Source organism: Aliterella sp. E5.1 (assembly GCF_057473825.1).
This window is the reverse complement of the sequence record NZ_JBYCCV010000002.1, coordinates 40,957-54,542: the sequence shown is the minus strand read 5'-3', so window position 1 is coordinate 54,542 and position 13,586 is coordinate 40,957. Positions and strand designations below refer to the sequence as shown.

The 13,586-nt window shown below is 42.0% G+C and carries 16 protein-coding genes; 8 read left to right on the top strand and 8 right to left on the bottom strand.

What is annotated here, in order from left to right:
* Positions 1-6 precede the first annotated feature (6 nt).
* The 4 genes from AC2VE5_RS01150 to AC2VE5_RS01135 all read right to left on the bottom strand — a co-directional run bounded on the left by AC2VE5_RS01150 (position 7) and on the right by AC2VE5_RS01135 (position 4,062).
* On the bottom strand, positions 7-1,212 hold the full coding sequence (locus tag AC2VE5_RS01150; RefSeq protein ID WP_486885952.1) for a Coenzyme F420 hydrogenase/dehydrogenase, beta subunit C-terminal domain: 1,206 nt from the start codon (positions 1,210-1,212) through the stop codon (positions 7-9).
* 83 nt (positions 1,213-1,295) lie between these two features.
* On the bottom strand, positions 1,296-1,511 hold the full coding sequence (locus AC2VE5_RS01145) for a hypothetical protein (protein ID WP_486885951.1): 216 nt from the start codon (positions 1,509-1,511) through the stop codon (positions 1,296-1,298).
* 39 nt (positions 1,512-1,550) lie between these two features.
* Positions 1,551-2,132 carry a Uma2 family endonuclease gene (locus AC2VE5_RS01140; RefSeq protein ID WP_486885950.1) on the bottom strand — a complete coding sequence of 194 codons (582 nt, stop codon included), beginning with the start codon at positions 2,130-2,132 and terminating at the stop codon, positions 1,551-1,553.
* A 13-nt stretch (positions 2,133-2,145) separates the two neighbouring features.
* Positions 2,146-4,062: an ABC-F family ATP-binding cassette domain-containing protein gene (locus tag AC2VE5_RS01135; RefSeq protein WP_486885949.1), complete on the bottom strand. Its 1,917-nt coding sequence runs from the start codon at positions 4,060-4,062 to the stop codon at positions 2,146-2,148.
* Positions 4,063-4,211: 149 nt separating this feature from the next.
* On the opposite strand from AC2VE5_RS01135, the gene AC2VE5_RS01130 reads away from it, so the two are divergent.
* From AC2VE5_RS01130 to fghA, 7 genes are all read left to right on the top strand, one after another.
* Positions 4,212-5,321, top strand: coding sequence for an S-(hydroxymethyl)glutathione dehydrogenase/class III alcohol dehydrogenase (locus AC2VE5_RS01130; protein ID WP_486885948.1), 1,110 nt, complete (start codon positions 4,212-4,214; stop codon positions 5,319-5,321).
* A gap of 30 nt (positions 5,322-5,351) precedes the next feature.
* On the top strand, positions 5,352-5,528 hold the full coding sequence (locus AC2VE5_RS01125) for a DUF6888 family protein (RefSeq protein WP_486886061.1): 177 nt from the start codon (positions 5,352-5,354) through the stop codon (positions 5,526-5,528).
* Entirely contained in the window at positions 5,525-5,743 is a 219-nt protein-coding gene (locus tag AC2VE5_RS01120) for a DUF6887 family protein (RefSeq protein ID WP_486885947.1), read from the top strand. Before AC2VE5_RS01125 ends, AC2VE5_RS01120 begins: the two co-directional genes overlap by 4 nt.
* A 158-nt stretch (positions 5,744-5,901) precedes the next feature.
* On the top strand, positions 5,902-6,156 hold the full coding sequence (locus AC2VE5_RS01115; protein ID WP_486885946.1) for a hypothetical protein: 255 nt from the start codon (positions 5,902-5,904) through the stop codon (positions 6,154-6,156).
* A 21-nt stretch (positions 6,157-6,177) separates the two neighbouring features.
* Positions 6,178-6,600, top strand: coding sequence for a DUF4351 domain-containing protein (locus AC2VE5_RS01110; RefSeq protein ID WP_486885945.1), 423 nt, complete (start codon positions 6,178-6,180; stop codon positions 6,598-6,600).
* A gap of 46 nt (positions 6,601-6,646) precedes the next feature.
* The gene (locus AC2VE5_RS01105; protein WP_486885944.1) at positions 6,647-7,312 is read left to right on the top strand and encodes a Uma2 family endonuclease; all 666 of its coding nucleotides are present in this window, start codon (positions 6,647-6,649) and stop codon (positions 7,310-7,312) included.
* A gap of 29 nt (positions 7,313-7,341) precedes the next feature.
* Positions 7,342-8,187 (top strand): S-formylglutathione hydrolase, encoded by an 846-nt coding sequence (gene fghA, locus AC2VE5_RS01100; RefSeq protein WP_486885943.1) that lies wholly within the window; start codon positions 7,342-7,344, stop codon positions 8,185-8,187.
* Positions 8,188-8,281: 94 nt separating this feature from the next.
* Here the strand turns inward: fghA and AC2VE5_RS01095 are convergent, their stop codons facing one another.
* The 3 genes from AC2VE5_RS01095 to AC2VE5_RS01085 form a co-directional block, all read right to left on the bottom strand.
* The gene (locus AC2VE5_RS01095) at positions 8,282-9,682 is read right to left on the bottom strand and encodes an amidohydrolase family protein (RefSeq protein ID WP_486885942.1); all 1,401 of its coding nucleotides are present in this window, start codon (positions 9,680-9,682) and stop codon (positions 8,282-8,284) included.
* Positions 9,683-9,794: 112 nt separating this feature from the next.
* A complete protein-coding gene (locus tag AC2VE5_RS01090) occupies positions 9,795-10,112 on the bottom strand; it encodes an Mpo1-like protein (protein ID WP_486885941.1) in 318 nt (105 codons plus the stop codon).
* Between the two features lie 33 nt (positions 10,113-10,145).
* A complete protein-coding gene (locus AC2VE5_RS01085; RefSeq protein ID WP_486885940.1) occupies positions 10,146-10,649 on the bottom strand; it encodes a sterol desaturase family protein in 504 nt (167 codons plus the stop codon).
* A gap of 72 nt (positions 10,650-10,721) precedes the next feature.
* On the opposite strand from AC2VE5_RS01085, the gene AC2VE5_RS01080 reads away from it, so the two are divergent.
* On the top strand, positions 10,722-12,395 hold the full coding sequence (locus AC2VE5_RS01080) for a GH3 auxin-responsive promoter family protein (RefSeq protein ID WP_486885939.1): 1,674 nt from the start codon (positions 10,722-10,724) through the stop codon (positions 12,393-12,395).
* Here AC2VE5_RS01080 and AC2VE5_RS01075 read toward each other — a convergent pair.
* Positions 12,392-13,573 carry an MFS transporter gene (locus tag AC2VE5_RS01075; protein WP_486885938.1) on the bottom strand — a complete coding sequence of 394 codons (1,182 nt, stop codon included), beginning with the start codon at positions 13,571-13,573 and terminating at the stop codon, positions 12,392-12,394. The two genes, AC2VE5_RS01080 and AC2VE5_RS01075, sit on opposite strands and share 4 nt — an antisense overlap.
* Positions 13,574-13,586: the final 13 nt, after the last annotated feature.

The following is a 13,586-nucleotide window of genomic DNA, read 5'->3' as shown; positions in this document are numbered from 1 at the left end:
AGCTTGCTATTCTGGTAAGCGGTATTGAGCGACTATTTTTTTAGCAAATTCTGGCACGTGAGCATCTAATTTTTCTGGGTGCTGGCGCTTGACGTAGAGGTAGTTGCGGGTAAAGTGGGAATCAATCGAGAATCGAGCGTATTCTAAGCCTTTAGGACCAATTTTTTCAATCACTACACCCATCATTTTTGCTGCCCACATGGGAAGTGTAACCCCTTTGTCGTAAGCCGGAATGCTTTGTTGCACGGCGGAAGTGCGATCGCCTTTTGACATCACTTCTTGCGTTTGCAATTGCGCTTTTACCAAATCGAGCATTTCTTGCCCGGTGTTATTTCGGACTACAATCCATTGCCAGCCAAAAGGTGCGCCCATATAACCTACTACCAAATCTGCCAGAGAATTGACATAATCAAAACAACTCATGCAAGAAGGAGCAAATACATCTTTAAGTTGGTTTGTCTTAAGTCCAAAAAAGGGTACAGTTTCCGTCGAGCCATCTTCATGCTTGAAGTGAACTCGATAGTCTTGCATAAATTCGTAAGACACAACAGTTTCCGGCGACTTGCTTGTGGTATCCAGAAACTTTTGCAATCCAGCACGGGTAACGTTGTCTACGCAAGGCGTACCCAGTACATAAAGCTTCTCTAAGCCTAGTTGCTTTTCCACGGCTCTTAGTGCCTGAATTTGGCAGCCTACACCGATTACGAGTAGTCGCTTCATCCCCGATTGTTCGATTTGTTCCAGTACCGAAAGATTGGGCGAAAGTGTTGGTTTATTTACTCTAGCTTTTAAGATGTCTTCAGGAGTCCGAGCAATTATCGGCATTGGTTGAAAGCGGTCTTCTTTGGTATTTTGGACGCAAACCACGCCTTCAACTAAGCCCTTTGTTAGCATTTCAATCGCAATACTGCTAACAATTCCCGTCCATTGCGCGCCCTCGATTGGCTCAGTTTTGCGCGCCGCTATCATGCCCTGATTTACACCAAAATATAGTTCGTCAGCATCATCTAAATTGCGGCTACGATTATGGGTTTGGGTTTCTAGCTCAGCTATCTGTTGATTAATAAAAGCGCAAGCATCCTTGACATAATGAACATAATATGTATCGCATAGTCCGCACTCGCTACAAAGTTCTTTGGCTGGGCGGCGGCTAGAAGGCTTTAAAGCCTTGGCTTTCTTGTGGCGGGCTGAATCGGGGGAAACTAAAGTCATTTACGCTAAAGTGTGCAAAGCAGAAATGTTATTTTTCAACCATACCTCAGAGTTCGTGCTGGGTGTGTTGAGACAAGTTAAATTTACAGTGGGTGATCGCGCATTTGGCTTTGAGTGATCGCAGCAAGAGCTTTTTCTAAAGTAACCTTGGCTGAATCTGTTGCATTAATAAAAGCAATACCAGGGCGTTTTTGCAATTCATTAACAAGTTCTTGAGGTGGTTTACCTTGGAGAGTAGCTTCCTTAAACTTTTTGAGCAGTTCATCGGTGCTAAAATGTTGAAGATCATTTATGTTCATTAAATAAATTCTCCGTCGGCTTTGATAATAAATAAAATACTATAGCTCTCTAAAAATAGAACTCAAACTTAGTACAAAACCTGGTAAAACATCTTCCCCGGATAAAGTTGGAGGATTTTGGAGTGTTTCTACTTGCTTTCTTAAGCGATAAATTTCTACTTTCTGGGTTTTAGGATCGATTAACCAGCCTAATTTTGCGCCATTATCTATATACTCTTGCATCTTCAATTGTAGAGTTTTGATTGAGTCAGTTTCCGAGCGCAATTCAATCACAAAATCGGGACATAAGGGCGGAAATTTGCGCTTTTGCTCGGCATTTAAACTATCCCAGCGATCGCGTTTTATCCAACTTGCATCGGGCGCTCTTTCTGCACCATTAGGTAGCTTAAAACCTGTAGAAGAATCAAAAGCAATTCCCAAATTGTTTTGGCTACTCCAAGCTTCTAATTGAAAAGCTAAGTTAATATTACGATGTCCTGTTTCTCCTCCTGCTGGGGGCATAATAATTATTTCTCCGGTAGCAGTGCGCTCTAATCTTAAGTCGCGATTTGCCTGACATAATTCGTAAAATTGATCGTCAGTTAATTCTAAAACTGGGTGTAAATTTAGAGTTACAGTCATATTTTTTCCTCGATTAAGACTCAATTTCTGCTAATTCTAGCCAGCGCTCAGTTGCAGCATCAATTGCTTTAGTTATATTTTCTACTTTTTCGTAGAGTTCGCGTACTTGAGTAACTGCGCCAGGAGAAACCGCATATAAAGCTTTTTCTACTTCAGTTTTTTCTAGTTCCAACTGAGCAATTTTGCTTTCTAACATCTCATATTCGCGCTTTTCTTTTGAAGATAGTTTACGCGGTTTGTTGTCATTTGCTGGCTGCTTATAAGTTCTGTCCACAGGTGCTTTTTCTTTAACAACCGTTGGAGTAGCCGCTTCTTCCTCAGCTTTTTTGTAATCTAGGTAAACCGAGTAATTACCAGGATACTGGCGGATATTTCCGCCATCCTCTAGAGCAAAAATTGTATCTACGGTACGATCTAGAAAATAGCGATCGTGAGAAACTGCGATCGCGCATCCGCTAAAATCTTCTAGATATTCTTCTAATACCGCTAGTGTCTGTACGTCTAAGTCGTTTGTCGGTTCATCTAAAATTAGTACATTTGGCGCACCCATCAGCACCCTTAATAGAAATAAACGCCGTTTTTCCCCACCAGAAAGCATATGAATCGGCGCGTACTGCTGATTTCCAGGAAATAAAAATCGCTCCAACATTTGCGAAGCGCTAATTTGCGTACCGTCAGAAATTTTAATAAATTCACCTTCTTCTTTGATGTAGTCAATTACGCGCTGATTTTCGTTTAAAGCCGCTAACAATTCTTCAGAATGCTGATCGAAATAGCCAATATGAATGGTTGAGCCAATTTCTACTTCGCCAGAATCTGGCTTAATTCTTCCGGTAATCATATCCATCAAGGTTGATTTACCCGCGCCATTTCCGCCAATAATGCCGATGCGATCTTCGGGGCTAAATTCGTAGGTAAAATCTTTAATTAAAGTCCGCTCCCCGTAGCTTTTAGTAACATTATCTAACTCAATTACTTTTTTACCTATACGTCGACTAACTGTAGAAATATCAACCTTTCCTTGAACTTCTTTAAACTCCGTTGCTTGCAACTCCCGCGCGCGATCAATCCGAGCTTTTTGTTTGGTACTCCGAGCTTTTGGACCTTTTTTTAACCACTCCAACTCGCGGCGCAATAAGCCTTGGTGTTTGCGCTGACTGCTAATAGCCGAGTCTTCTGATAAAGCTTTTTTTTCTAAGTAGTAAGAATAATTACCGCTATAACTATAAATATCGCCGCGATCGATTTCAATAATTCGATTGGTAACGCGATCGAGAAAATAGCGATCGTGAGTAATTAATAATATAGCCCCGCGATAGCGATTCAAATAACTTTGCAACCACTCTACAGACAAAGCATCTAAATGGTTTGTCGGCTCATCCATCAACAATACATCGGGTTCAGAAAGTAAAGCGGCGGCTAAAGCAATTCGTTTACGATATCCACCCGATAAAGTACCAATTTTTGCCTCAAAATCTGATATTCCTAGCTTAGTAAGAATGATTTTTGCTTTAGTTTCAACTTCCCAAGCGTCGCTAGTTTCCATCTTTTGCATTACGGTAGATAGACGCGACATCAATTGCTCAGTATTGTCGGGATAATGCGCCAATTTATCGGATAATTCTTCGTACTCTCGCACCAGCGCCATTTGTTCGCCACTGTCAGCAAATACCTGTTCTAAAACCGTATTATTTTCATCTAAGTCTGGCTGCTGAGGTAAGTAAACAATTCTCACACCAGAATTAACTAAAATTTGTCCGCTATCAATAGATTCCAAACCAGCGATTACTTTTAATAGGGTAGACTTACCCGAACCATTCGTACCAATCAATCCAACCTTATCTGTAGTATCAATACTAAAACTTGCATCCTTGAGGATTTCTTTAATCCCAAAGTCTTTTTTAACAGATTGCAGGGTAAAAATACTCATAAAATAATGCTCGCGCCGTGTTAGCGCTAAAAAAGTTGGCGGGAGACTTGCAAAATTACTTCAAACTTCGCGCATTGTCTATATTTTAAGCTATCAGTGAGGAGAGGTGCGATCGCGCCTTGTGTTAACTAAACTAGGAGTAGAAAATCGTGGACGTAAAAGCCGCCGTAGCCTTCGCACCCCAGAAGCTTTTAGAAGTTACTACCGTTCAACTTTCGCCACCAAAAGCGGGAGAAGTGCTAATTGAAATTAAAGCCACAGGAATATGTCACACCGATGCTTATACCCTTTCCGGTAAAGATCCAGAAGGGCTATTTCCGGCGATTTTGGGGCATGAGGGGGCGGGTGTTGTAGTCGAAGTGGGATCGGAGGTCAAAAGTTTGAAAAAAGGCGATCGCGTCATTCCTCTGTACACCCCCGAATGTCGTCAGTGCGAGTATTGTCTCAGCCGCAAAACTAACCTTTGTCAAGCAATTCGTTCCACTCAAGGGCGTGGTGTGATGCCTGATGGTACAAGTAGATTTTCTATCGACGGGCAAATGTTGCATCACTATATGGGAACCTCTACCTTTGCCAACTACACCGTATTACCAGAAATTGCGGTTGCCAAAATTCGCGACGATGCGCCCTTTGACAAGGTTTGCTATATCGGTTGTGGCGTAACAACGGGAATTGGGGCAGTAATTCATACCGCCAAAGTCGAACCAGGGGCAAATGTTGTAGTTTTTGGTTTGGGTGGAATTGGTTTAAATGTTATCCAAGGGGCGCGAATGGTAGGCGCAAATATGATTATTGGCGTTGACATTAATCCCAGCAAGCGAGAATTAGCCGAAAAATTTGGTATGACTCATTTTGTAAATCCCAAAGAAGTTGAAGGCGATTTAGTGCCTTATTTAGTGGATTTAACAAAAGGCGGTGCTGATTATAGTTTTGAATGTATTGGTAACGTCAATATTATGCGTCAAGCTTTGGAATGCTGCCATAAAGGTTGGGGTGTAAGTGTAATTATTGGCGTGGCGGAAGCGGGTGCAGAAATTGCTACTCGCCCTTTTCAATTAGTAACGGGGAGAGTTTGGAAAGGTTCGGCTTTTGGTGGTGCTAGAGGACGTACTGATGTCCCGCAAATTGTTGATTGGTATATGGAAGGCAAGATAAATATTGACGATTTGATTACTCACACAATGCCTTTAGATAAAATTAATGATGCTTTTGATTTAATGCACAAAGGTGAGTCTATTCGCAGTGTGGTAACGTTTTAGTTACTATTTGATTAGGTGTGAAGAGGTTTAATTATTCCTACAGCAGCACAAATATTTACTTGCTTTGTTCTTAGTTGCTGGGCAACAAAGATGTATCTGCCCATTTACCTAGTTTGTAGAGATGAACCTACTGAAGGCGTGTTCATCTTAGCTGGGGAAGAGACAGAAGTCCTAATTAGTCGTGATGGTACATGGAAGTTATTATGAGCCAACCAAATTTTGAAGCAATGAGCCGCAAAGAATTACGAGGATACATACTTGAACATCGAGATGATGAGTATGCTTTCCGAGTTTATCTAGATAGAATTACTGCTGAAGCAGCTACTTCAGCAGTATATCCAGCACCACAGTCAATTGATGACTTAAAACATTTTCCGCAATTGCTAGAAAAACATCGCAAAGAGCGAGAAGGACGCGAATAGGTTTAAAAAGCGATCGCTGTAACCTGAAAATTAAAGCACAGTATTTATTATCAACTGTGCAGCTAGTTTTGCTTGGAAAAGAAAGGCATACAAAGAAAACAAGGCGCGATCGCACGTTACTATAAACTCTAACTTATTCTCAATGTATAAATATATCTTTGGCTTACGATCATATCTGTCGCTACTTAACAACTGAGTATCCAGCAAACTTTGTGCGTTGGCTACTAAATATTGATACAAACGTCATCGAACCATTACCAACAGAACTAAGCGTCAACCCCATTCGCTCCGATGCTCTATATTTTCTCCCAGAACAACAACAAATTTTGAAGCAGACTAGCTCTGATGCTGTTTATGTAGATAGATTTACCGTTGCAAATACTAGCCATCGTTACAGAGTCGTGCGGTTGTAGGAGCAAGATCCTACCCCTTTATTGACAAGTCCAGCCTTGCTACCTTTGGCGGTTCTCGCTCAAACAAATTCGCCAGAAACGCTGTTAAGGCAAGTTGCAGAGCAAGTAGATATGATTGAAGAACTAGAGGAGCAGCGCAATATTGCCGCCTGCGTTGAGCTATTAGCAAGCTTAAAATTCGATAAAAATTTGATTCAACAATATTTAAGAGAGGATCTAATGCAAGAAGCGCCACTTTATCAAGAAATCGTCCAACTAGGCGTTAAAAAAGGAAAGTGCGATACATTACTCCGCCAACTCAATCACCGGATTGGTGATATTGGTCCCCAGTTACAAACACACATTCAGAATTTAGAAGTCGCACAATTAGACGAATTGAGCGAAGCCTTATTAGACTTCTCAAAGGAAGCAGATTTAGTATCTTGGCTAGATAGTCAAGCTTAATTGAGATTATTTTTAGTTGTTTGAAATAAACGATTGGGAGGATTCAATGATTTCTACCAGTGAAGCAGTAAGTAATACTCCTATAGAAACAAGGCTGGCGGAAAAGCGGGTTAGTTTCTATAACCTCAGTTGGCAATCTTATGAGCAAATTCTAGCTGCTCTTGGTAATAATCGATCGGCACGGCTTACTTATTACAAAGGAACTTTAGAAATTGTCAGTCCTTTAGAGGAACATGAAAGCGCTAATAGCTTGATAGGACAACTAATTGAGCTTCTAGCTGTGGAACTTAATTTAAATCTCAAAAGCATGGGTTCAACTACCCTTAATAAACCTGAATTAAAAGTTGGTGCAGAACCCGATAAATGCTATTACATTCAAAATGAGCCTACTGTCCGAGGTAAGAAAGTAGACTTGGCTATCGATCCTCCTCCAGATTTAATTTTAGAAGTAGATATTACTCATACAGATATTAATAAAAAACAACTGTATCAAAACCTAAAAGTGCCAGAGTTTTGGCGCTACAACGGCAAAGTTTTAACTATTTACTTATTAAACGAAAATCAATACCAAGAATCTGAAACTAGCCCCAATTTCCCCTTACTAACCAAGGCAAAGATTTACGAATTTTTGGTGCAGTGTAACACCCAAGGCGAAACTCAAACTAAGCGCTCTTTCCGTAATTGGCTGCGAGAACAGCAGCGATCGCTATAATCTTGGCATAGTTAACTTTTTATCTCCTCATGTCTGCATCTATTAACCTATTAAGCGAATATCGCTGTTTTGACGGTACAGTTGGCTTTTACAGCCATCAATCCCAAACTTGTAATAGTGAAATGCGTTTTGCTGTTTATCAGCCGCCGCAAGCATCATCTCAAAGCGTCCCGGTGCTGTATTTCCTCTCTGGTTTGACTTGCACGGAAGAGAATTTTACAGTCAAAGCAGGAGCGCAACGTTTCGCCGCGCAACATGGGTTAATGCTAGTTGTCCCCGATACTAGCCCGCGCAATACGGGAATAGAGGGCGAAAATGACGATTGGGATTTTGGGAGTGGGGCAAGTTTTTATGTGAATGCGACCCTTGCCCCCTGGAAAGCGAACTATCAAATGTACAGCTACATTGTTAAAGAATTACCCGCACTAATTGCCGATAATTTCCCGGTACGAGCAGACAAACAAGGCATCTTTGGGCATTCTATGGGCGGTCATGGGGCGCTGGTGTGCGCTTTAAGAAATCAGGAGCTATATAAGTCAGTGTCTGCTTTAGCGCCAATTGTTGCCCCTCTGCGTTCTTCGTGGGTAGATAAAGCTTTTACCAAATACCTCGGAGCTAATAGAGAAGCTTGGAAGGAGTACGACTCTAGCGAACTTGTACTTACGGCTAATTACAAACGTCCAATTTTAATTGACCAAGGTGCGGCAGATAAGTATTTAGACCAACTTCAACCACATTTGTTCGAGCAGGCTTGTAAGGCTGTAAATCAGCCCCTTACTCTACGTTTTCATCCCGGCTACGATCACAGTTATTACTTTATTGCTACCTTTATTGAGGATCATATTCGTCACCACGCCGCTATTTTGTGCGATTAAACATTTACTTAAAAATGGGCTTAATGTTTAACCATGACAAATTTAGCAAAGAGCGATCGCATTTACTAATTAGTAAATGCGATCGCCATGTATCCTAGTTAGTTACGGCAGGTGTTGGTGCATTTAAGTAGCTAGGTAAAGAGTTTTGTAAGGTTTTGCCATAAAGAGCCAAAGCATTACCGCCCAACAATAGCTCTAAATGTTCGCGGTCATAGTCGGCAACTTCTGCCGCATCTTTGACACAGTTATGCAATACTCCATCCCAATGTCCGTAGTCTCCAGAAAAACAAGTTAAGTGCTTGCCAATTTCACCCATTGCGACGGGAAGGTAAGCGGGACCTGGATCGTCAGATTCAAAGGAAGTATAAATTTGTCCCCGCTCAAAATACTCCATCGGATCGCGGTGGCGCAAGTCGTAATGTTCGTACAAGCTTTCGTCGTCTATTTTTGCCGGATCGTGTTGAGCATTCCACAACAAGTCAAACATATTTTTGGCTTGACTAATCAAGTTAAAATTGTTGCTAGTGCCTCTTTCTTGCACCATTAGCTTCGTAAATTCCATCAGAGAAGGACGATAGGGCTTCTTGGGATCGAAGTCGCGAATCCGTTTTTCCCAATGCTCGTGGAAAGCATGAGCCAAATCTGGCAACCACCCGCAACCACCTTCTAAAAAGCCTACGCGCAAGGTGGGGAATTGTTCAAAAGCGCCATCAAACACCATCCGCGCTAAAGCGAGTTGTTGTTGATTCCTTTGCACAAAAATATGAGTCAATACAAAAGTTTCTGTATAGTCGGAAATCCCACCCACCATATACGAACCAGGTCCGCCATGAATACCTAGAGCGATGTCTAAGTCTACCGCCGACTGCAAGATGGGGCGAAAGTCTGGATGACTGATAGTTTTGCAGCTACGGATTTCTGGGAAAGCATCGGGGGCTTTGGGGTGAGGAATCGGCATATTTGGGGCAACAGCCACGCTAATCATGCCCAATTCGTTAATACAACGGTGCATTTCAGCAACGGCTTCGTTGACATCTTGCAGAGGTAAGACACCAATCGGCTTGAGCCTGTTATCGTATCCTTTACAATCATCAGCGATGTAGCTGTTGTAAGCGCGACAAAGGGCGATCGCGAAGTCTTTATCTAAAATACTCGAAAAGATTAAGTTGAGCGTACCGTAAATTACATGAACATCTACACCTTCGGTATCCATGTGTTCAATACGCACGCGGTTAAACATTGCCCCCAGCGTTGTATCGGGGTGTAAATTGCGAAAACCACCTTTACCTAACCCTTGAGGCTGCGGAAACATCCGCATATAATCATTTTTGCCTGTTGCTGGATTAAAGTCTACAATCCTTGCTCTTTGGTCGCCTAGACTATCAATTGCAAGTCCAATGCGATCGCGATATTCTGGCTCTAAATATTCCCGCAATACCAAGGGATTTTCTAACTTATGGGCATCGGCATCAATGACTTTTAAACCCTGATACATGAATTATCCTCAAAGTCAATAAGTATTTTTTTGAAACGATTGGCTTCTAGCACTCGGTTTAATGTAGCCCAAACGCTCCGCGATCGCTAGTTTTTTTGGCAAAGATCAAAATTTAAACAGGTTTTTGCTGGAAATATTGCAAAACTTGGCGCAAACCAAACCATCTTTGAAACGACCACATCAGCGAGGTTGGAATAGTTACCCATACTGGATACTTAGTAAAAGCAGGTTGATTTTTTTCAAATACGACGTGTCCGCCAATCGCCAAAACTTGAGTTAAAACTAAGCAAACAATTGTTAGCCGCCAATCGTAAAATAAAACGATGGGAGATGCGATCGCCAATAAATTGGTAATGTGGTGCAACAGTTGATTAATTGGGTGCTGATGGCACTCGGCAAAATAAACTTTAGCTTCTTGAAAGTAGGTCAAAATAATTCTCCCTTACATCTATTGGTTGCTAATCTACCACCACCGCAGTTGCAATAAACTCCGTTGCGGCTGGCTCAATTCTTCCTCTGTTAGCCAATCTACGAGCTTATAAGTACCAAAAACTTTATCCCACCAATCTACAGCCAAACCAAAATTGTGATGCCACATCCCATACTTATGATGGACGTAGTGGACGGGCATTTTCATCCAAAAACACTTAGTTGGGTTTTCGTGTTGTAGCTGGTGAGCATAAGCGGAGAAAGCAGCGTAAGCCGTGCTACCCAAAAGCCAACCAATTCCCGCAACCCAAGAGTAAAGGAACATCGCAGCTATGACAACAATGCCTCCTTGAATATAATCGCGAAATTCCCATAGTACGCCTTGTCCAGTGTTATTACGATGATGTTCTAAATGACGTTCGCCGATTTTTTTGGACACGTGCATCAAGCGATGCAGCCAATATTCAACTAAACTTGCCAAGATAAAAGCTAAGGCAAAACAAGAACTCGCAAGTAACAAGCTGTGAGTTTCTAGCATAGATCCTCCTACACCCCAAGATTAGGCTCTATCGATTTTTAATACAATTAGGCTAATTTTTGCAACCACTAAATGGCAAATTTCTTACTTCCGCTTTTGACTGCTGTCTCTAGTCGTGTCAAGAACAACTTTATCCAAAAAACTCTGCGTACTAGCACCGTCCAAGAGCAATTTTTGCTAAAACTGCTTTCTGCTTATCAAAACACCGAACTCGGACGTACTTACAAGCTTAACGAAATCAAAACCATTGATAGATTTAGAAGTCGCATTCCCGTTCTACCTTACAGCAGTTACGAGCCATTGTGCGATCGCATTGCTAAAGGCGAACAAAATATTCTTACTAGCGAACCCGTAGTCTATCTCAATCTTACTAGCGGTTCTACAGGAACAAAAAAGCTAATTCCTGTTACTAAGCGATTTCAAAATTCCTTACGCCAAGCCAATCTCACTAGCATTGGCTTTTTGGATGAAGCCTTGAAGTCCCAAGGCGGAAAATTCGGCAAACTTCTAGCAACAAATTCCGTTCAACTACTAGGTACAACTAGCGGCGGTATTGACTACGGACCTGCGAGTGTAGGCGTTTTACGTATGGGTAAGTTTATCTACGAACAACTATTTGCTCATCCTTACGAAACCTTGCAGCCTGCCGACAGTTTAGCTCGTCATTATCTTTGTTTATTATTTGCCTTGGGCAATCCTGATTTACGCGGAATTGGGGCAAATTTTCCGATGCTGGTGCTGCGAATTTGCAATTATTTGGGACTTTACGCCGAAGACTTGATTAAGGATTTGGAAACGGGAAAAATTGCCAGTTGGTTAAAATTAGAGCCAGAAGTCCGCCTTCTTTTAGAGCGACAAATGGTAGCAAATCCCCGTCGCGCCACCCAATTGCGTGAAATCTACAAGTCTTTTGGCTTGCTTACCCCCAAACTTGCTTGGTCTAATTTATCTTTTGTTGCTACCGCACGCGGCGGGACTTCAGATTTTTACTTTGAACGTTTTTCTACTTACTTTGACGATATACCAGGTTTTGGCGGAGTTTATTCCTCTGCTGAAGGTACGTTTAGTATTAATCACGCCCTCAATAACGACGGTAGTATTTTAGCAATTGAAAGCGGCTTTTTTGAATTTATTCCTCAAGACCAATGGGAAGCCGAGCATCCCCAAACCTTACTAGCTACCGAAGTTAAATCAGGAGAACTTTACCGTATTTTAGTTACTAACTACAGTGGATTTTACCGTTACGATATTGGCGATGTTGTAGAAGTTGTTGGCTTTTACGAGCAAGCGCCAATGCTAGTATTTCGCTATCGTCGCGGCGGGCTGCTTTCTTCTACAAGTGAAAAAACTACTGAGTTTCACGTAACTCAAGTAATGCAATCATTACAGCAAAAATTCTTTGTACTTTTAGAAGACTTTTGCATCACTTTATCTGACGATACAATTCCTCCCTCCTATCTCGTCAACATTGAACTTGCTATGGGTGAAACCTTAGAGGATTACCTGGGCTTTTTAACAGAATTTGATCTTTTGTTGCAAGAAATACACACCTCCTACGCGATTAAACGCCAGGATATCGTACCATCGCCGCGCCTGCGAGTGCTTGCCCCAGGAAGTTTTGCGATTGTGCGTCAGCGCCAGTTAGAAAAAGGCATTCCCGATTCTCAGCTAAAATTTCCCCATATCAGCGAAGATCGCAATTTTTTATCGGGGTTAAAAGTAGAACGAGAAATTAAATTAGACTAACCATCTTGACTCCATAACATCAAAACTCCCGCAAAAATGGCAATAATAGCCGCTCCATAAAAAACAGCCTCTAATCCGCCATAATTTAGCAGTGGACTGAGAATAATGGGAGATAGAAACTGTCCCAAAAACCCCGCCCCCGTACCTGCCGCGAGGACGCTAGAGCGCAAATTTGGAGTAGATAGGTTAGCTAAAGCGCTGTAAACATTAGGTAAAACCAGCCCAAAACCGACACCAAACAAAATCGCCGTCAAGATAATTGGGCTAAGTTCGTGCAGTAAAGGGATAGTAACTAAAGTTATAGCCATTAAAGTACAGCCAAGTGCGATTACTTTTGGCAGACCTAATTTTTGTGCCAGCCATTTACTCCCAAAAGCCGAAATAACCGCCGCGCCAATGGCTCGTGAAGCTAATACAACGCCGTTTAAACCTGCCCCCGCCCCAATGGTGGCTTTGAGGTAAAGCGGTGCGTAAATTACTACGGCATACATAGCAACAGACACTAAAACTAGGGTAAGTAGCAACCATAGAGTTTTGGGTTGTCCCAAAATCTGGCTTAATTTGTAGTTTTTTTCCTGGGCTAAAGCTGGTTTTTTATCTATCGACAAAAATATGCTTACCAAGCCAGCTAAGGGTATGCCCGAAGCATAAAGATAAAAAGCAAATTGCCAAACTTCTCCCCCCACCCAACCACCAAGAAGCGGAAACAAAATTCCGGTAATTGTCAAAGTGCTAGTAGCATATCCTAGAGCAAGGCTTCTTGCTTCTCCTTCGTACCTACTCCCTAACAAGCCCAAACTAGCAGCAGCAATGCCGCCACTAGCTGCGCCAATCAAGCCCCGCGTCACTAATAAAGGTAAAAAACTGGACATAAAAGCGCCAGCGACTCCAAATAGCGAGTAACAAATCAGCGAAGCCACCAATACTCTTACCCGTCCTACACTGTCTGCCAAAATACCTAAAGGCGCGCTAAACAAAGCAAGGGTCAAACAATGAAAACTAACCAAATTGGCAGCCAACCCCGGATCTAGCTGGAGTTGTTGTACTATATCGGGTAGAACAGGGGCAACTACACCACCTGCCATAGTAGTTAAAGAACCAGATGCTAGAAGTATTAATAATTTAGGATCGCTTAGTTTCAAAAAATTATTGCTCGTCTCTACGGTCAACCTAGGCATGGAAGTTTACACA

What these genes read in the sequence shown, in the direction of transcription:
- AC2VE5_RS01105 (WP_486885944.1), top strand. Translation starts at nt 6,647, where the DNA reads ATGATTTCTACCAGTGAAGCAGTAAGTAATACTCCTATAGAAACAAGG.
- AC2VE5_RS01095 (WP_486885942.1), bottom strand. Translation starts at nt 9,682, where the DNA reads ATGTATCAGGGTTTAAAAGTCATTGATGCCGATGCCCATAAGTTAGAA.
- fghA (WP_486885943.1), top strand. Translation starts at nt 7,342, where the DNA reads ATGTCTGCATCTATTAACCTATTAAGCGAATATCGCTGTTTTGACGGT.
- AC2VE5_RS01150 (WP_486885952.1), bottom strand. Translation starts at nt 1,212, where the DNA reads ATGACTTTAGTTTCCCCCGATTCAGCCCGCCACAAGAAAGCCAAGGCT.
- AC2VE5_RS01075 (WP_486885938.1), bottom strand. Translation starts at nt 13,573, where the DNA reads ATGCCTAGGTTGACCGTAGAGACGAGCAATAATTTTTTGAAACTAAGC.
- AC2VE5_RS01135 (WP_486885949.1), bottom strand. Translation starts at nt 4,062, where the DNA reads ATGAGTATTTTTACCCTGCAATCTGTTAAAAAAGACTTTGGGATTAAA.
- AC2VE5_RS01140 (WP_486885950.1), bottom strand. Translation starts at nt 2,132, where the DNA reads ATGACTGTAACTCTAAATTTACACCCAGTTTTAGAATTAACTGACGAT.
- AC2VE5_RS01080 (WP_486885939.1), top strand. Translation starts at nt 10,722, where the DNA reads ATGGCAAATTTCTTACTTCCGCTTTTGACTGCTGTCTCTAGTCGTGTC.
- AC2VE5_RS01085 (WP_486885940.1), bottom strand. Translation starts at nt 10,649, where the DNA reads ATGCTAGAAACTCACAGCTTGTTACTTGCGAGTTCTTGTTTTGCCTTA.
- AC2VE5_RS01120 (WP_486885947.1), top strand. Translation starts at nt 5,525, where the DNA reads ATGAGCCAACCAAATTTTGAAGCAATGAGCCGCAAAGAATTACGAGGA.
- AC2VE5_RS01145 (WP_486885951.1), bottom strand. Translation starts at nt 1,511, where the DNA reads ATGAACATAAATGATCTTCAACATTTTAGCACCGATGAACTGCTCAAA.